This window comes from Pseudomonas sp. WC2401 (assembly GCF_041200115.1).
GTDB classification, from domain to species: domain Bacteria; phylum Pseudomonadota; class Gammaproteobacteria; order Pseudomonadales; family Pseudomonadaceae; genus Aquipseudomonas; species Aquipseudomonas fragi.
This window is the reverse complement of sequence record NZ_CP165623.1, coordinates 5,154,083-5,171,699: the sequence shown is the minus strand read 5'-3', so window position 1 is coordinate 5,171,699 and position 17,617 is coordinate 5,154,083. Positions and strand designations below refer to the sequence as shown.

At 59.6% G+C, this 17,617-nt stretch carries 17 protein-coding genes and 1 pseudogene; 13 read left to right on the top strand and 5 right to left on the bottom strand.

Annotation, left to right across the window (positions count from 1 at the left end; translation table 11 throughout):
• Positions 1 to 24 precede the first annotated feature (24 nt).
• Both AB3G35_RS23795 and AB3G35_RS23790 read right to left on the bottom strand, forming a co-directional pair.
• Positions 25 to 738, bottom strand: a complete 714-nt coding sequence (locus AB3G35_RS23795) for a methyl-accepting chemotaxis protein (RefSeq protein WP_369782769.1) — start codon at positions 736 to 738, stop codon at positions 25 to 27.
• Between the two features lie 141 nt (positions 739 to 879).
• A pseudogene (locus AB3G35_RS23790) lies at positions 880 to 1,812 on the bottom strand (methyl-accepting chemotaxis protein); the annotation flags it as partial.
• Between the two features lie 503 nt (positions 1,813 to 2,315).
• On the opposite strand from AB3G35_RS23790, the gene AB3G35_RS23785 reads away from it, so the two are divergent.
• Positions 2,316 to 3,038 carry a histidine phosphatase family protein gene (locus AB3G35_RS23785; protein WP_169870091.1) on the top strand — a complete coding sequence of 241 codons (723 nt, stop codon included), beginning with the start codon at positions 2,316 to 2,318 and terminating at the stop codon, positions 3,036 to 3,038.
• A 229-nt stretch (positions 3,039 to 3,267) separates the two neighbouring features.
• Here the strand turns inward: AB3G35_RS23785 and AB3G35_RS23780 are convergent, their stop codons facing one another.
• The 3 genes from AB3G35_RS23780 to AB3G35_RS23770 all read right to left on the bottom strand — a co-directional run bounded on the left by AB3G35_RS23780 (position 3,268) and on the right by AB3G35_RS23770 (position 6,820).
• Positions 3,268 to 3,774 (bottom strand): hypothetical protein, encoded by a 507-nt coding sequence (locus AB3G35_RS23780; protein WP_016783525.1) that lies wholly within the window; start codon positions 3,772 to 3,774, stop codon positions 3,268 to 3,270.
• 86 nt (positions 3,775 to 3,860) lie between these two features.
• A complete protein-coding gene (locus tag AB3G35_RS23775) occupies positions 3,861 to 5,327 on the bottom strand; it encodes an ArnT family glycosyltransferase (RefSeq protein WP_369782192.1) in 1,467 nt (488 codons plus the stop codon).
• 197 nt (positions 5,328 to 5,524) lie between these two features.
• Positions 5,525 to 6,820: a carbohydrate porin gene (locus AB3G35_RS23770; protein ID WP_134051216.1), complete on the bottom strand. Its 1,296-nt coding sequence runs from the start codon at positions 6,818 to 6,820 to the stop codon at positions 5,525 to 5,527.
• 176 nt (positions 6,821 to 6,996) lie between these two features.
• Here AB3G35_RS23770 and AB3G35_RS23765 point away from each other — a divergent pair, with 176 nt between their 5' ends.
• The 12 genes from AB3G35_RS23765 (at position 6,997) to AB3G35_RS23710 (ending at position 17,392) form a co-directional block, all read left to right on the top strand.
• A complete protein-coding gene (locus tag AB3G35_RS23765; protein WP_169911281.1) occupies positions 6,997 to 8,010 on the top strand; it encodes an ATP-grasp domain-containing protein in 1,014 nt (337 codons plus the stop codon).
• 94 nt (positions 8,011 to 8,104) lie between these two features.
• Positions 8,105 to 9,241, top strand: coding sequence for a phosphoribosyltransferase domain-containing protein (locus AB3G35_RS23760; protein WP_369782191.1), 1,137 nt, complete (start codon positions 8,105 to 8,107; stop codon positions 9,239 to 9,241).
• On the top strand, positions 9,231 to 9,989 hold the full coding sequence (locus tag AB3G35_RS23755) for a trehalose phosphatase (protein ID WP_169911277.1): 759 nt from the start codon (positions 9,231 to 9,233) through the stop codon (positions 9,987 to 9,989). Before AB3G35_RS23760 ends, AB3G35_RS23755 begins: the two co-directional genes overlap by 11 nt.
• Positions 9,982 to 11,076 carry a cysteine protease StiP family protein gene (locus AB3G35_RS23750; protein WP_083369643.1) on the top strand — a complete coding sequence of 365 codons (1,095 nt, stop codon included), beginning with the start codon at positions 9,982 to 9,984 and terminating at the stop codon, positions 11,074 to 11,076. Before AB3G35_RS23755 ends, AB3G35_RS23750 begins: the two co-directional genes overlap by 8 nt.
• Positions 11,076 to 12,035, top strand: coding sequence for an HpcH/HpaI aldolase/citrate lyase family protein (locus tag AB3G35_RS23745; RefSeq protein ID WP_016783518.1), 960 nt, complete (start codon positions 11,076 to 11,078; stop codon positions 12,033 to 12,035). The genes AB3G35_RS23750 and AB3G35_RS23745 overlap by 1 nt, the downstream gene beginning before the upstream one ends.
• On the top strand, positions 12,032 to 12,709 hold the full coding sequence (locus tag AB3G35_RS23740) for an HAD-IB family hydrolase (protein WP_016783517.1): 678 nt from the start codon (positions 12,032 to 12,034) through the stop codon (positions 12,707 to 12,709). Before AB3G35_RS23745 ends, AB3G35_RS23740 begins: the two co-directional genes overlap by 4 nt.
• Before the next feature lie 73 nt (positions 12,710 to 12,782).
• Entirely contained in the window at positions 12,783 to 13,373 is a 591-nt protein-coding gene (locus tag AB3G35_RS23735) for a TerD family protein (protein WP_086798882.1), read from the top strand.
• Positions 13,370 to 14,602 (top strand): TerD family protein, encoded by a 1,233-nt coding sequence (locus AB3G35_RS23730; RefSeq protein ID WP_340079829.1) that lies wholly within the window; start codon positions 13,370 to 13,372, stop codon positions 14,600 to 14,602. The genes AB3G35_RS23735 and AB3G35_RS23730 overlap by 4 nt, the downstream gene beginning before the upstream one ends.
• A 66-nt stretch (positions 14,603 to 14,668) precedes the next feature.
• Positions 14,669 to 15,118 (top strand): tellurite resistance TerB family protein, encoded by a 450-nt coding sequence (locus AB3G35_RS23725; RefSeq protein WP_016783514.1) that lies wholly within the window; start codon positions 14,669 to 14,671, stop codon positions 15,116 to 15,118.
• Positions 15,119 to 15,125: 7 nt separating this feature from the next.
• The gene (locus AB3G35_RS23720; protein WP_369782190.1) at positions 15,126 to 16,172 is read left to right on the top strand and encodes a TerC/Alx family metal homeostasis membrane protein; all 1,047 of its coding nucleotides are present in this window, start codon (positions 15,126 to 15,128) and stop codon (positions 16,170 to 16,172) included.
• 26 nt (positions 16,173 to 16,198) lie between these two features.
• Complete coding sequence (locus tag AB3G35_RS23715) at positions 16,199 to 16,774, top strand: TerD family protein (protein ID WP_016783512.1); 576 nt, start codon at positions 16,199 to 16,201, stop codon at positions 16,772 to 16,774.
• 39 nt (positions 16,775 to 16,813) lie between these two features.
• Complete coding sequence (locus AB3G35_RS23710) at positions 16,814 to 17,392, top strand: TerD family protein (RefSeq protein ID WP_315250324.1); 579 nt, start codon at positions 16,814 to 16,816, stop codon at positions 17,390 to 17,392.
• Positions 17,393 to 17,617: the final 225 nt, after the last annotated feature.

The following is a 17,617-nucleotide window of genomic DNA, read 5'->3' as shown; positions in this document are numbered from 1 at the left end:
GAACATGAGTTGAACCCTTGATAATTAAACTTTGAAGTGACTCACCATCTCTTGCAACTGGTTGCCCAGGCGCGCCAGTTCAACACTGGACTTGGCCGTCTCGTCGCTTGCCGCTGCGGTCTGTTCGGAAACGTCGCGCACGTTGACGATGCTGCGGCTGATCTCTTCGGCCACTGCGCTCTGTTGTTCGGCGGCAGCGGCGATTTGCTGGTTCATCGACTGAATGTTCGACACCGTGCGGGTGATGCCCTGCAAGGACGTGCCTGCGTGGCGGGTCAGGGTTACGCTGCTGTCGGTCAGGGTGCGGCTGTTGTGCATCACGCTGGCCACATGCTGGGTACCGCTTTGCAGGGCGGCCACCAGGGTCTGGATTTCTTCGGTGGATTTTTGCGTGCGCTGGGCCAGGCCGCGTACTTCATCGGCCACCACGGCAAAGCCGCGCCCGGCGTCACCGGCACGCGCCGCTTCGATCGCAGCGTTGAGGGCCAGCAGGTTGGTCTGCTCGGCCACGGCCTTGATCACGTCCATCACACTGCCGATCTTGTCGCTTTCCTGCTGCAGCACGGCCATGGCTTCGGTCGAACGGCCCACTTCCACAGCCAGGCGCTCGATCTGGTCAATAGCCTGGTTGACCACGGTGTCGCCTTCGCGGGCTTCGTTGTCTGCGGCCGCTGCGGCTTGCGAGGCTTGCTCGGCATTGCGCGCAACTTCCTGCACGGTGGCGGTCATTTCATGCATGGCGGTGGCCACCTGATCGGTCTCGATCTTCTGGCTGTTGACCCCGGCGCTGGTTTGCTCGGTCACCGCGGACAGCTCTTCGGCGGCACTGGCGATCTGGCTGACGCCATCACGGATACCGCTGATCAATTCGCGCAGGGTCGTGCCCATGCGGGCAATGCCTTGTTGCAGCACGCCCAGTTCGTCGCGACGGGTAACGCGCAGGTTCTGGGTCAGGTCGCCACTGGCGATGCGATCAACCACGGCCAGGGTTTCACGCAGGGGCACGGTGATCTGGCGGGTGATGATCACGGCTGCGGTGATGCCAAACAGCAACACCAGCAGGGTGGTGATCAGTTGCATGCTGTTGGCCGTGGCGCTTTCGATGTCGCGGCGTTCCAGTTGAATCTTGTACAGCTCATCGCTGCGGCCAAGGATGCTGGTGCCGTATTCGGTCATGTCCTTGCGCATGGCAATGATGGTGTTGTCGGTGCTGGTGTATAGCTCCAGAGCTTCCTGGTACTGATCCATGGTTTTGGTCAGGGTGCGCAAGGTGTCGCCGGCATTGGCGGCAAAGTGCGAGCCCAGGCGATCAAGGCTGGCAATGGCGGCATCCAGTTGCTGGCGGGCGGCTTTTTCCGTGGCGGGGTTGGGTGCGGCAATGTAGGCACGCACCTGGTAGCGCGAGAGCAGGAACTGCTCACGGACTTCAGACACGGTCTGGAACATGGCAAAGCGGTTTTCATCACCTGCGGGCAGTTGCAGGGCGCGGTTGAGCAAGGTGGTGATGGCGTCCTGGGCCAGGGCGGCATTGCGGTCCATGTTGGCCCGCGATACGGCGGACTCGACATACGCCTTGCGCATAGTCACCAGCGCGCGTTCGTAGCGGCCGATAATCTCTTGCTGCTCCTTGAGCAGCTTGAGGTTTTCCGGGCTCTGGAAGGTGGCAATCAGCTGACTTTGCTGCGCAGAAAACGCATCAATGCTGGCTTGTACGTTCTGTGCGGCAGTTTCGTCGCCATCGGTCAGCATGTATTGCAAACGCGTAACCCGCAGGTTGGTAAACGCGGTGTTTAAACGGGTGATGTCGCTCATCCAGTTACTGCGATCAATCATCTTGTCCAGACTGATCCAGTTGCAGACGGCCATTACGCAGGTAAGGGCCAGTACCAGGCCAAAGCCCAGGGACAGTTTCAGGTTGACGCTGATATTGCTCAGCCATCTATTCATAGAGTTCTCCAGGAACGCTGCACGCATGATCTAAGTTCGCTGGAGGGAATTATTTTTTTTGACCCAGCCGAGTGTTGTGTTGGAGGGGTATCGGCTGCATCCGCCAGAGCTGAAACGTTTTGTTTAGCACCAGTTCACATAACTGCCCAGCCATTCGGATGGCGGCTGGGAATTCGGCTTTTACGCTTTTTTTCACATCCGTTTCACCTGCCTCTGACCTCCCTTTTTCTAGGATATGTTCAGCTAATTGAGACCTGCTTTATGCAAGTCTGTTTGCTGCAACCGGGTCGCGAAGCGACCCGTTGTCATATTCGCGCTATAGGGTGGTGCCAGTGTTTTCACTGACTGCCGCAGGGGGCATAAGCATCGTGACGTTGAGTCTTGGTCTGACCGGAATTAACCGTGCGCTGTTGCGCCGTGGCCTGGTCCGTTACAGAAATGCACTGGTGGTAATTGTGGCCAGCGTGCTGGCCACAGCGCTGGTGCTGGCGCTGCTGGCACCTGCCGCCGCACCTGATCTGGCGCAGCCCAGCCATGCCGATCGCGTATTGCTGCTCACCGACAGCTGGGCCAAGGGCGATGTGATTGCAGTGGTACGCCACGGCGAGCGTTGCGACCGTTCTTCGGCACAGTGCCTGGGGCCGGCGGACGGTGTGACGGTACGCGGCGAGGCGACGGTTCAGGCGCTGGGGGCCGACTTCGACCAACTGGGGCTCACGAACGCCGATATCTACAGCAGCCTGCTGACCCGCGCCCGGCAAACCGCCGATGCCATGTTTGCCCACCCGGTAGAGGCCCAGGACTGGCTGTTCAACTGCCGGGGCAGCATGTTGCGTGATGCCCTCAAGCATAAAGTGCCGGGCCACAACCTGATCCTGGTGAGCCATAGCGAATGCATGGACCAACTGTTGATGGACATGCACCTGTCCACCAGCACCACGTTTGGCTATGGCGCTTCGTTGTTTATCAAAACCAATGGCGCGAACAGCGATCCGCAGATGCTGGGCTATATCGAGCCCAAGGACTGGAAGAGCATCGTTCCGGTGGTGAGCACCAGCAGTCGTCACGGGTTTGAAGCCTCGCAGTTCTGAGGTCCTTTGGCGCAAGACATGAAGCCCGGCCCTGAGCCGCAATGCTGTTCACTTTAGAGCAACGCAGCTCAAGTGTGGGAGCGGGCTTGCTCGCGATGGTCTTCAGAGCACCGCATTTACTCAGTAAATACGCGTCATCGTTTACGACCATCGCGAGCAAGCCCGCTCCCACAGAGACAGAAATCGCCTAAGTGAACAACACTGCGGCCCTGAGCCGGGCTTTTTCATGTCAGGTGCGGTTCAGCAGGCGGTTCCAGTTTTGCTCGTCGGGCAAGGGCAGGTCGCTGAGTTCGCGGGCCACCACGTTTTCAATGTCGTTGGCGCTGAGCACTTTTTCGTCGAGCCACGGCCAGGTCGCATCCGCATCGCGAAAGTTGAGCTGGTTGTTCAATTGCTGGCAGGCAAGGGCGAGCAGATGCATCAGCGTCCACAAGCTGGTGATGTAAGGCTTTTGCTGGGCCGGAATGCGATTGAGCAGGGCGGTCACGTCAGCCAGGTTGGCACCTGGCGTCAGATTGCTGTGCAGGTTCCAGACGATCGCACCGTTGTTCGATACATCCTGATTGGCCAGCGCCGGGTCGGTGCTGACTTCGATGTTGAGCTTTACGCGCTGTTGCTCAAGCTGATCGATCAGGTAATTGGCCAGATCGGATTTGCGCAGGAAAGCGCTGGCCGTGTTGTAGGCCAGATTTGCGTCGTAGTCGCTCAGGGTCTTGCTGGAAATGCTGATGGTCATGGCAGGCTCCTTGGCTGTGAATCGTCCAAGGAGCGTAGCCAATGCAGCGTGATCGGCCACGGCATCTGCGATTGTGTTGCCCGGGATCAAGTTTGCGGGGGCGGCGTGGCCTGGCTGACAAAATAGAAGTGGTGGCGGCCAACGCTGATTTCTTCCAGCACCTGCAAGGCCATGCCCGGTATCTCGGGTTTTTCCACAAGGGCGACATGCTCGGGCGATGCGCTGAGAAACGTCTGCAACTGGGCCGTTGAATCAAGGGTGTGTTGCAACTGCTGGCTGTAGAACACCACGGCGCCCAGTCGTTCATCTGGCCGCAGCAGTGCCACCTGTTTACCGCTGGCCTGCAGGCTCATGACCCGGGCGGCCAGGGGTTGGAAGGACTCTTCCTTGTCGGCCAGCGGGGCCCGATGGGCCGCCAGCAGGTAGGCGCCCACCAAAATGGTCAGCAGTGCGATGGCAAGGGGGCGATGGTTGTCGCTGAGGAATTTGGCCACTGGCGAACCTGCGCTTTTTTTGTACAGCCAGTCCAGCACCACCCGCGCGTACTCGGCCGCAATCACCGCCGCGGCGGGCGCCATCGACATCATGTACACCGCACGCTTGCTGGAGGCGAGGTTGAGCAGCACAAATTGCGCCACCAGCCATACACTGAAAAACAGCAGGAAGGGGTTGGCGCGCAGCTGTTTGCGAAAGTGCCACAGGCCCAGGTAAGTCAGCAGGTTCCACGGCAGAAAGGCTTCGGGCAGTTTTCGCAGGTAGTAGTAAAAGGGCTCGTAATGCCCGGCCTCGACAAAGGAACCGCTAAACCGCCCCACGCTGTTGGTCAGCAGCAATTCGCTGACCGCCTGCATGCCGCCGCGCTGATACAACAGGCACAGCCAGATCATCAGCGGGATCAGCCCCACCAGCGTCAACAGTGCGGGGCGCAGCCAGTTGCGCAGTACGAAGCGTTTATCGATCAGGCTTTCGCTCAGCAGAAAGACAAAGATCACCACGCCCGGCAATGCCAGGCCCAGTACGCCTTTGCTCAGGGTGGCAATGGCGATGCCGAAGGCGAACAGCAGCCAGCTGCCCCGGGCCAGGCCGGGCTGGCGATTGGCGTGGTAGAACGCCAACAGGGTCATCGTCACGCCCAAGGTCAGCAGGGAGTCTTCGCCCACCTGACGGGCGTTGCCCCAAAAAATGCCCATGGTTGCCAGCATCGCCGCGGCTGTCCAGGCCAGCGCCGTGGGGCGCCCGAGTTTGCGCAGCATGGCGTAGAGCAACATCACGCAAAACAACCCGGCAAACGCAGACGCCAGGCGTACGGCGAACAGCTCGGCGCCGAACACGCGAATGGCACCGGCGTCCAGCCACAGGCTCAGGGGAGGTTTTTCCAGAAAGGGTTGATTGAGCAGATTGGGAGTGATCCAGTCGTCGCTGACATGCATCTGCATGGCGATGCCCGCCACCCGGGACTCGGTCGAGCCTTGCAGTTGGTGATTGCCCAGCGCGAAAAACAGCAGCACGCAAGTGAGCAGTAATAACAGCAGAGCAGGACGAGTCAGGCGCATTGGGCTACCAGGCAGCAATCGAATGAATACTGCGCTGGAGTATAGGAGGGCAATCCTTAATAAATTGTGAAAGCTGGCAGGCCAAACACACATCCATGTGAGAGCGGGCTTGCTCGCGATGCTATCACCGCGGTTTTGCAGTCAGAACGCGGCGATAGCATCGCGAGCAAGCCCGCTCCCACAGGAAGCCCAAGCCCTTAGAAAGTCGCTTTTACCTGCAAACCCGCCACCAGCGCATTGCTGCGCTTGGCGCCGTAGAAAGCCCCAGGCTCGATGATGTACTGCAGGTCCGGACGCAGCAGCAGCCACGGCGTGACTTGCGCACCATAGTTGAGTTCCAGCAACTGCTCGCCGCTGTCCAGGCTGGCGATCATGTCCGCCTGCTCGGGACTGCTGGCTGCCGCTTCCTGGACATCACGCGAACGCGAGTTGAACACCGCGCGGCCATAGGCAAAGGCGATGCTGTCCTTGGGACGGCTGGCAAACGGCTTTTGCTTGACCAGACCCACCGAGTACCAGTGGCGCATCGGCGAGGTGGCGGCATTGCTGCTGGACGCCTGGCCAAAGGCGCGCAATACGCTTTCGGGGTCTTGCTCGTCACGCCAGATGGCCTGGTCGACCAACACATAGGCACCGGTGCGGTTGTTGGCTTTTTGCGTGCTGCCAATCTTGCGGGTGTTGGAGGTGTCGTAGTACCAGCCCACTTTATATTGGCCATTAAGCCAGGCGTTGTTGGTGAAGATCGCCTCCAGCGGCATGATCGCCCCCGTGGTGCCTTTGGTGGTCATGCTGAACGCTTCGGAGGAGCGGCTGTTGTACTCGGGGTTGACCTGGAACAGCGCCGTTTGCAAGGTCAGGGCCGGGCTGACGGTGTAACGCAATTCTGCACCCCAGTGGCCGGTGGGGTAGTTGGTCCAGCCACTGCCATTGGATTGGGTCAGCGGGTGCGCGCAAAAACCGGCGTTGACGAAGCTGGTCAACAACGGCATGCCGCCAAAGTCGTTGCCCATCGGCATAAAGCCCAGCTTGGTGGTCAGGTCTTCGGAAAACAGCGTGCGCTGGTAGCTGAACTCAGACAGGCGGGTGTAGTTGCCGCCAGCGTTTTCCTGGATCGGCAGGCGGTTGCCTACGAGGTCTTCGGAGGCGCTGTGGCCGCGACGGTCATTGACGGTGACTTGCACCAGGCCAGCATCGGCGCTACCGAGTATTTTACTCAGGTCGAACTGGGCACCGATGCGCACTTGCTGCGAATAGCGGGTGCCGTGCTTGATGCCGCCATGCAGGTTGGAGAAGGTTTCGGAGTTGTAATCACCGGTCAGCTTGATGCCTTTATCGGCCAGCTTCTGGCGTTCGCCGCCCCAGTCGCCGGTCAGGGTCGAACGGTTCATCAGGTTGTCGGTGGTGTCGGCCAGTACGCAGGCAGGCGTCAGGGCCAGCAATGACAAGCCGCCGCACAGGCTGGTGTTCAGCAGGGCGCGGGAAGAGAAAAACATCTACGGGAGCTCCTTTACATGAAGTGTCGGCGACAGGGCGCGACACGATGCCGCACATTATGAACTATTTAGTTAATTAATTTCATATTTGGTTACACGGCCTCCCTCTAATGACTAAGGGCGTTGGTAGCGGCCATCCGCTAGACTCCCGCGTTTACCCGTCTCAAAGGATGTTCATGATCTGGTTTCTTGAAGGGCAATCGAGCCAACGCGACGTGATTGCAGGTGCCCGGGCGGCGCTGCCGGAGACGGTACGGATTTTCGCTTCACACCGACAAAGCCGTCCCGAAATTACCGGGTTGGCGGATATCGCCTGGCGCGAACCGCAAGACAACCAGGAGCGCATCGGCTGGGTGATCGAGCAGGCTCGTGCGCAACAGATCAAGGTGGTGCTGGCCGGGCGTGTGGGCCAGGTCTATGAAGCGCACCGCGCCGAGTTCGAAGCGGCCGGGCTGCAACTGGTGACTGGCGCGCTGGACCTGGACACCTTTGAACGGGTCGACGACAAGTCGGCGTTCACTCGCGAAGCGCTGGCGGCCGGGCTGGCGTGCATCCCGGCGATAACCGTGAGCAACCGTGCCGAACTGCAGGCGGCTTACGCGCAACTGGCCCGTGACGGCCAGGTCTGTGTCAAACCCACACGCGGCATTTACGGCCAGGGCTTCTGGCGGCTGGCCGATAACGTCGACCCGTTCCGCAGTTTTGCCAATGCCGACGCCCATGAGGTCAATGCCGACGTATTTGCCCAGGCCTACGGTCAGTCGGACGCGCCCAAGCCGTTGCTGGTCATGCCTTATATGCCCGGCAGCGAATGCTCGGTGGACATGGTCTGCGAGGCGGGCGAGGCCGTGGCCTGGGTCGGGCGGCGCAAGCAGGGCCTGATGCAGACGTTCGAGCGCGAAGGCGGCGCCGTCGAGCTGGCGATCAAGGCCGCGCGGCACTTCAAGTGCGACGGCATCGTCAATGTACAAACCCGTGATGATGCCGGGGGTAAGCCGCACCTGTTGGAAATCAACCTGCGTTACTCCGGCGGCATCGGCTACACCCGGGAAGCCGGGGTCAACCTGCCGGGGATTTTTGCCGCTCGCCGCCTCGGCCTGCCAGTGCCTCCGAGCGTCTGGCGCGAAGATGTACAGGTCAAGGCGATCACCGTGGTTGTGCCGGTTCGCGGCGATTCGCTCCTGGGGTGATTTGACGTTTTCGGTAACTATTTATCGCTTGTTTAAAGTGATCGACTCGCCGATTGTCCCCCACTTTTTTATGTATTTCAGGTAGTAAAAGTTGATGAATAGCACTAACCCCATGACCGGTCCCAAGGTTTTGCATGCAAACCTCAAGCGCGGTCGTCTGGAGGTAGAGGTCAATGCATCGACCTTTGCTGCGCAGGCACTTTTCGATTTTGCCGAGCGTCGCAATCCCAAACGGGCCTTTCTGTTTGTTTCGCGTGTACTGGGCCGGCATATTCCGGCTCGGCCCTCATTAATGGCACAAAGCTCCAATGCCCTTGCCGGCAAGATTCCTGCTGACCTGCCCGGCCCGGTACTGGTGATCGGCATGGCCGAAACCGCCGTGGGCCTGGGCGCCGGGGTACACCGTGCCTTGAGCCAGACCCGCAATGACTGCGTGTACCTGTGCAGCAGCCGTCACCCTACGGGCAGCGCCTTGTTTGCCCGCTTTGAAGAAGAGCACAGCCACGCCAGCTCGCATTTGCTGCACCTGCCGCAAGACGCGGCAACCCGCGACATGATGCTCAACGCCCGTTCGCTGGTGCTGGTGGACGATGAGGCATCCACCGGCAATACCTTTATCAACCTGTCCCGGGCGCTGGCCGAGGCGGGGCTCGATTCGATCGAGCGCATCGTCACTGCCACCCTGACCGACTGGTCCGGGGACGCCGTGCGTACCGCCATGGGCGATCACGTCAGCAGCGTGGCGTTACTCGACGGTCGCTACAGGTTCGCCGAAGATCTAACCGCAGAGCTGCCGGATATGCCCGAAGTGGGCAGTGTTGCCCAAGGCGACTGGGCGCTGGACGCGAGCCGCGACTGGGGCCGCATGGGCGTTCGCGAACACCTCGACACGCTGGCGCCGGGCCTGCAGGTCGCTGCCGGTGAGCGGGTTCTGGTAATCGGTACCAGCGAATTCGTCTGGCGTCCGTTTTTGCTGGCCGAGCGCCTTGAACGGGCCGGTGCCGATGTGCACTTCAGCTCTACCAGCCGTTCGCCGATTGCCCTGGGCCATGCCATCGATCATGCGTTGTCGTTCTCGGACAACTACGGCCTGGGCATCCCCAACTTTTTATATAACGTCGCCCCCGGCCAGTTTGACCGGGTGCTGATCTGCAGCGAAACCCCGGCGGCTGCCGTCGACCCGGCGCTGGTCAGCGCATTGAATGCGCAGGTAATCGTTGATGAACAGTAATCGCCCCCTGGTGTTCGTTGATCTGGACGACACCCTGTTTCAAACCGCCCGGAAAATGGGCGAGGAGCCACGTTTTACCGCCACCCTGGACTTGGACGGCCAACCCAACGGCTTTATGAGCGCGACGCAAAAGAGCTTTGTGGAGTGGCTGCTGGCTACCAGTGACGTGGTCCCCGTGACCGCACGCAGCATCGAAGCCTATCAGCGCGTGCAGTTGCCATTCGTGCATGGCGCGGTCTGTGCTCACGGCGGGGTGATTCTCAACCCGGACGGCTCGCTGGACCCGGTCTGGCATGCCCGCATGTGCGAAGAGCTGGCGCTGGAGCAAACCCGCCTGCATCAGTTGAGCGAGCAAACCCTGGCCATTGGCGCCGAACTGGGCTTCTCGTTGCGTGGCTGGGTGGTTGAAGAGCAGGGCCTGGCCAATTACGTGGTCACCAAGCACAACAACGAAACCGACCAGGCGCTGCTCACCGTGCTGGCCGAAGTCAAGGCGCGGGGCTTGCTCGACGGCCTGTATGTGCATGGCAATGGCAATAATCTGGCTTTCCTGCCCATCACCTTGCAAAAGCGTGAAGCGGTACGAGAGTGGATCCGCCGCGACCGGGCGATCAACGGCAAACGCCCGCTGCTGGGCTTTGGCGACAGCGTGTCGGACCTGGGCTTTATGGCCGAGTGCGACTGGTGGGGCACGCCCAAACGCGGTCAGTTGGCCGCGCATGTGCTGGCGAGCGTCGATCATGAATAATGCCTTCGCCGGGCTGCAGACCGTCGGCAGTGGCAGCTATGCCGCCGATGACGTGCACTTTTTACTGCGTGCCATGCAGATTGAAGTCACCGACGTGCAGGAAAAAGAACGCCTGATCCAGACCCAACAGCGCCATTACTCCGAAATGATCAGCCAGGAGCATGCGCCGTCCGACACCCATAAAAGCCTCTATCAACTGGCCCTGGCCCAGAACGGTGCCCGTATGGCGGGTGATGTGCAAGCGCTGGCCCAGGCCTTGAATGAGCGCTACAACGGCCCTTCGATTGCGCTGGTGTCGTTTGTGCGCGCCGGCTTGCCCTTGGGCGTGTTGCTGCGCCGGGCATTGCTCGATCTGGGGCGCGAGGCTGCGCACTACGGCATCAGCATTATTCGTGACCGTGGAATCGACAATGTCGCACTCGAAGCTATCATCAAGGCCCACGGTGCGGAAAATATCGTGTTTGTCGATGGCTGGACCGGCAAGGGCGCGATCAGCGGCCAGATCCGCGACAGCCTGGCTGGGGATTCGCGTTTCCCGCCAGATCCGCGCCTGGTGGTCCTGGCCGACCCATGTGGCCGGGCCTGGCTGGCCGCCTCGGCAGAAGACTGGCTGATCCCGTCGGGCATCCTGGGGGCGACTGTTTCCGGGCTGGTTTCGCGTTCCATCTGGCCACAAGACCCGGGCCTGCATGGATGCGTTGTGTATGACCATTTGGCGGAACACGACGTGACCATGAGTTTTATCCACAGCATCGAAACCGAGCGGGCACAGCTTGCCCCGCTGGCCGCTGCACAACCCTGGACAGCCGAGCAGGCCGCAGCCTTGCAACACTCGGCGGTAGCCGCGGTCGAACGTATCTCGACGCGGTTTGCGGTGACCAACCCCAACCGGGTCAAGCCGGGGATCGCCGAGGCCACCCGCGCCGTGATGCGCCGGGTGCCAGACCATGTATTGGTGCGCAACCTTGACGATCAGGACGTGCAACTGCTGTTGCACCTGACGCGCCAGGCCCATATCGAGGTCCAGGAAGTGGGTGATGAACTGGGGCCGTATCGCGCCGTGACCGTAATCAGGAGTGTTCGCTGATGATCAAGCACTCAGCCTATGCCTTGGGCGCCACACTGTATATGCCGGCCACTCGCCCCGACATTCTGGAGGTGGTGCTGGGTGAAAAGATCCAGGGTTTGCGCTCGCTGGTGGTGTGCCTGGAAGACGCCGTGGCCGAAACCGACGTGCAGCAAGGGCTGAACAACCTGAAAAACCTGCTGCTGGGCATCGAGGCGCGTGGCGGTCGCCCTTCCAGCGGTCCGATCCTGTTTGTGCGGCCACGGGATGCTGCGATGGCAGCTGTGCTCAATGACTGGTCGTTGATGCGTCACGTCGACGGTTTTGTCGTGCCCAAGCTCAGCCTGGGCAATATCCGCGAGTGGCAACAGGCGGTCACCCGCGAAGACTTGATGCTGATGCCCACCCTGGAAACCGCAGACGTTTTTATCCCCAACGCCATGGTTGAACTGCGCAGTGCCATGCTGGAGCTGCTGCCAGGGCGTATTATTGCCTTGCGCATTGGCGGTAACGACTTGATGGGCTGCCTGGGCTTGCGTCGCCCTCAAGCGATGACCTTGTACAGCACGCCCATGAGCTATGTGATCCCCATGTTGTGCGGGATCATGGGCTCGGCAGGTTTTGCCCTGACTGCGCCGGTGTTCGAGCAGCTCAATGCACCGCACTTGATGGAGCAAGAGCTGGCGCTGGATATGGCCCACGGGCTGGTGGGCAAAACCGCGATCCACCCGTCGCAAATTGCAGTTATCCACAGGGCGTTGCAAGTCAGTCTTGAAGATCTCAACAGCGCACGCCACATATTGAATGAGGCGGCGCCTGCGGTGTTCAAGTTCAACGACGCCATGTGCGAGCCTGCGACCCATTACAAATGGGCGCAAACAATTATTGAACGGGCACACTGGCAAGGGGTTCGCCCTGAAGTTGCCAGCCCGTCGGACACTTTTGGAGGCAGCCTGCGATTGGCTGAATTAGTGGGTTGAACGACGTTTTGAAGACAACGGACAAAGGCAATAAGCAGGTACTGGCTGCGTTCGATTTTGATGGCACGCTGACCTATCACGACAGCTTTGTGCCGTTTTTGCGCTTTGCCTTTGGCAACCGGCTGTTTGCCATGCGCCTGTTGCGGATGATCCCGGCCACGGCGTGTTACCTGCTGGGCAGGATTTCGCGCAATGATTTGAAAGAGAAACTGATCGCGGTGTACCTGACCGGCACCCGGGAGGCCTGGGTAAAGGAACGTGCTGAAGCATTTTGTGACGTTTCCTGGCAGCGCCTGATGCGGCCTTTGGGCTTAACATCCGTCGCCAACCAGATTGAGCAGGGCGCCAGCGTGACGATTTGCTCGGCGTCCCCCGAACTGGTGCTCGCGCCTTTTGCCAAAAAACTCGGTATCGGCCTGATCGGTACGCGGCTGGCCTCGGTCGATGGCGTGCTCACCGGCGATATCGACGGCATCAACTGTCGTTGTGAACAAAAAGTCATCCGGCTGGAGGCGCAATACGGGCCTCTGGACCAATACGAGCTGCGTGCCTGGGGTGACACCCGGGGCGATGAACAAATGCTCGGGGCCGCTCAAGAGCCGCATTGGCGTGAATTTCACGCACTGTGGCGGCGCAAGCGGCCACTTGACGTGTGCTTGCGCGAGGAGCTGTAAGCAAGGCGTAAGCAAAGCATGTCAATAATCACTTATTACCTATCGTGCTTCAGTGCAGACAAGGAGACGCTTCATGGCCATTTCGCTGTCCAAGAATCAAACCATCTCTCTCGAGAAAGAAGCGGGGACCGGTCTCAAGAAAATCCGCATGGGCCTGGGCTGGGACCCGGTCAAGCCCAGCGGTTTTTTCGCCAAGCTGCTGAGCAGTGATGCTGCCATCGACCTAGATGCTTCGTGCATTCTGCTCGACAGTGCCAAACAACCGCTGGACCTGGTGTGGTTTCGCCAGCTCAAGTCCAACGACGGCTCCATCGTTCACTCCGGCGACAACCGCACGGGGGAGGGCGATGGCGACGACGAGTCGATCCTGGTCAACCTGGAACAGCTGCCGGCCGGGGTCAAGCACCTGGTGTTTACCGTCAACTCGTTTACCGGGCAAAACTTCGAAGCAGTAGAAAACGCCTACTGCCGTATCGTTGACGAGCTGACCGGCAAGGAGTTGGCGCGCTTCAATCTGTCGGACAAGGGCCGCCACACCGGCGTGGTTATGGCTTACATCAGCCGCACATCGGCGGGCTGGGACCTGACCGCCATCGGCACCGTGGCCAATGGCCGTACCGCCCAGGACCTGGCCACTGATGCGGCCCAGGCGGTGCGCGCATGACTACCCTGACTCCAGGCGCCAATACGGGCGTTGCCGGCTCCAGCCTGAGCGTCACCGTCAGCTACACCCCGGTAGCGGGGGCAGACCTGGATGTGTCGGCGTTCCTGCTCAATGACTCGGGCAAGGTCCGTGGCGACAACGACATGTGCTTCTTCGGCCAGCAGAGCGTCAACAATGGCGCGGTCAAGCTGGTGGAATCGGCGGCAGGTCGCAGTGTGTTCAGTGTCAACCTGGACGCCATTGATCCGGCCATCGAAAAAGTCGCCCTGACCGCGACCATCTACGAGAACAAGGCCCGTTTCGATGCTTTCCCGCAACTGACGGTCACCGTGAGTGGCGGCATTGAAGCACCGATTCCGACCCAGGGCATGCAGGAAACCGCGTTGATCCTCGGCGAGTTCTATCGCCGCCAGGGTGCGTGGAAGTTCCGTTGCGTGGCCCAGGGCTTTGCTGGTGGCCTGGCGCCTCTGGCTCAGCATTTTGGCGTTGATATCGCGGCACCCGCTGCGGCACCTGCTCCTGCAGCCGCGCCGACGCCTGTGCCACCGCCAGCACCAGCACCTGCACCTGCACCTGCATCGAAGATCAACCTGTCGAAAATCACCCTCGACAAGCAGCGTCCGTCCATCAGCCTTGAGAAAAAGGACGGTGATTTCGGCGAGATCAAGATCAACCTGAACTGGAATCGCACTAACCCGAATGACAGCGGCGCCAGTGGTGCTGGCGGCTTTTTCGCAACCCTGCGTAACAAGGCCACCGGCAAGTCGGGCGGTATCGACCTGGACGTGGGCTGCCTGTACGAAATGGAAAACGGCCGCAAGGGCGCGGTCCAGGCCCTGGGCAATGCCTTCGGTGATTTCCGTGATGAGCCGTTTATCCAGTTGATGGGCGACGACCGCACCGGCTCCGTGAGCGACGGCGAGTGGCTGCGTATCAATGGCAAGGAGTGGCGCAAGATGCGTCGCGTGCTGGTCTACGCGTTTATCTACGAAGGCGCCCCGAACTGGCAAGCTACCGACGGTGTCATCACCTTGTATATCCCGGGCGAGCCGCCGATTGAAGTGCGCCTGAGCGAAGAGGGCGGGACCAAGGGCATGTGCGCCATCGCCTTGCTTGAAAACGTCGGTGGCAGCGTGAAGGTCAACCGTCGGGTCGAGTTCTTCAAGGGCCACTCCGACATGGATAAAGCGTTCGGTTGGGGCATGCGCTGGGCTGCCGGTTCCAAATGAGCGCTGTGTAAGTGGCCGCCTGATGAAACAGGCGCCGTACCTGCAATTACTGACAAGGTGACTCCAATGCTCGAATGGCTCAAAACCAACGCTACCGCCGCCCGTGACAAGCTCTCGACGGAAGTCAGCAAGTTCAAGAACCGTGAATTCATGGAAGCCGTGGTTTCCGGGTGTGCACTGGTGGCCGCTGCCGATGGCAACATCAGCAGCGACGAAAAACAGAAGATGGTCGGGTTTATTCAAAATTCGAACGAGCTGAAGGTCTTTGACGTCAAGGACGTGATCAAGGCCTTTAACTCCGTGTGCGAAAAGTTTGAGTTTGACCAGCAGATCGGTCGCGCTGAAGCGCTGAAATCGATCGGTCAGCTCCGTAAAAAAGAAGATGCCGCCCGCCTGCTGGTGCGTGTTTGCTGCGCAATCGGTAGCGCCGACGGCAACTTTGATGAAAGTGAGCGGGCTGCTTGCCGCACCATCTGTAATGAGCTGGGGCTGAACCCTGGCGATTTTGATCTCTGAGGACATCATGGAAAACACGGCAATTGGCTTTCCGCCAACTACCATCGCTGTATTTGTGGCTCTGGCGGTCATTGCTCTGGCAATCGACCTGTTTACCCACAAAAGCGATAAACCGGTCTCGCTGACCAACGCCGCCGTCTGGTCGGTGTTCTGGGTGGTGATCTCGCTGATATTTGCGGGCTATCTGTATGTGGCCCACGGCCCAAGCGTGGCCAGCCTGTTCGTGACCGGTTACGCGCTGGAAAAAGTACTCAGCGTCGACAACCTGTTCGTGTTCATGGCGATCTTTGCCTGGTTCAAGATCCCGGACGCGCTGCGTCACCGGGTTCTGTACTGGGGCATCATCGGCGCCATCGTGTTCCGCCTGATTTTCGTGGCGATCGGTACCGGTCTGCTGGCGTTTGGCCCTTGGGTCGAAGTGCTGTTTGCCGTGGTCGTGGCCTGGACGGCAGTGATGATGCTGCGCAGCAAGGAAGAGGATGAGGAGGAGGATTACTCCAAGCACATCGCCTACCGTTTTGCGAAAAAACTGTTCCCGGTCTGGCCGAAGCTGCACGGGCATAATTTCTTTGTTTCACGCACAGAGCTTGAAAAAGAGATCACGAAGCCGCAGAACAAGGGAATGACCCTTGTAGGCAAGGGCGCTCTTTTTGCGACCCCACTGTTTTTGTGTGTGGTGGTAGTTGAGGTTTCAGACATTCTGTTTGCCTTCGACTCCGTACCGGCCGTGATTGCCGTGAGCCGTGAACCCTTGATCGTGTACTCGGCCATGATGTTCGCCATTCTTGGCCTGCGGACCATGTACTTTGTTCTGGAAGCACTGAAACGTTACCTGGTGCACCTGGAAAAAGCGGTTATCGCGCTGCTGTTCTTTATTGCCGGCAAGCTGGCCCTGAACGCAACCGATCACCTGTTTGGCCATGGTTATGAAATTGATCCAAACACCAGTCTGATTGTGGTGTTGGTGGTATTGGCTATCGGTATCGTGGCCAGCATCATCTTTCCCGGTAAGGAAGAAGAGCAATCCGACGTTAACAACGACACGAAAGCTTGATCGCACATTACTAAGGAGAACTACACATGGCACTTTCCCTTTCCAAAGGCGGCAACCTGTCCCTGTCCAAAGAAGCCCCCGGGATGACTAAAGTCCTCGTGGGTCTGGGCTGGGATGCTCGCTCTACCGATGGTCAAGACTTCGACCTGGATGCGAGCGCTTTCTTGCTCAAGGCTGACGGAAAAGTCCGCGCTGACTCCGATTTCATTTTTTACAACCAGCTCAAAAGCGTTGACGGCTCGGTTGAGCACACGGGCGACAACCGTACCGGTGAAGGCGACGGCGATGACGAGGCGATCAAGGTCGACCTGTCCAAGGTACCTGCCGACATCGACCGCATCGCCTTTACCGTGACCATTCACGAGGCTGACGCTCGCCGTCAAAACTTCGGTCAGGTGCGCAATGCTTTCATCCGTATTGTGAACCAGGACAACAACAGCGAAGTGGCGCGTTATGACCTGGCAGAAGACGCCAGCACTGAAACCGCGATGATCTTTGCCGAGCTGTATCGCAATGGCGCCGAGTGGAAGTTCCGCGCGGTGGGCCAGGGTTTTGCTGGCGGCCTCAAGCCATTGGCGGAAAGCTACGGTCTGAAATTCTGATCTGTACCCCATCAACTTTTCATATAAGGGTTCACGAACATGGCAGTAAGTCTGAGTAAGGGCGGCAACGTCTCCCTGACCAAAGAAGCACCGGGCCTGACCGAAGTGGTTGTAGGCCTGGGTTGGGACCCACGGGTGACTGACGGCCAGGAGTTCGACCTGGACGCCTCGGTATTTATCGTTGGCGAGAGCGGCAAAGTGCTGAATGACGGCAGCTTTGTGTTCTACAACAACAAAACTTCGCCGGACGGCCACGTTGTGCACCAGGGCGACAACCGTTCGGGCGCCGGTGACGGTGACGACGAGCAAGTGAACGTCAACCTGTCGGGTCTGTCGCAAGAAGCCAAGAAACTGGCTTTTGCGGTGACCATTCACGAAGCGGATGCCCGCAAGCAAAACTTCGGTCAGGTATCCAACGCTTACATTCGCGTTCTGAACAAGGCTGACGGTAAAGAGCTGGCACGCTTTGACCTGAGCGAAGACGCTTCGACCGAAACCGCGATGGTGTTCGGCGAGCTGTATCGCAATGGCGAAGAGTGGAAGTTCAAGGCAATTGGCCAGGGCTTTGCCGGTGGCCTGGCGCCATTGGCGTCGAACTTTGGCGTTAACCTGGGCTAACCCCCGGCGTTAAACAAAAGGCCCTCCCCGGTTTCGGGGAGGGCCTTTTTTTTGTGCAAAAAACCTGTAGCAGTTGCCGAGCTCCGCGAGGCTACGTTCGGCGGCGAAGCCGTCGTGAAGTCGGACATTGCGATGCGGCAGGCGTATTGAGTCGTCAGGTTTTGCAGCTTCAACTACCTGCGCTTGAGCGGGTGAGTGCGAGGGCGAGCGCAAAGCGTTGGGAAA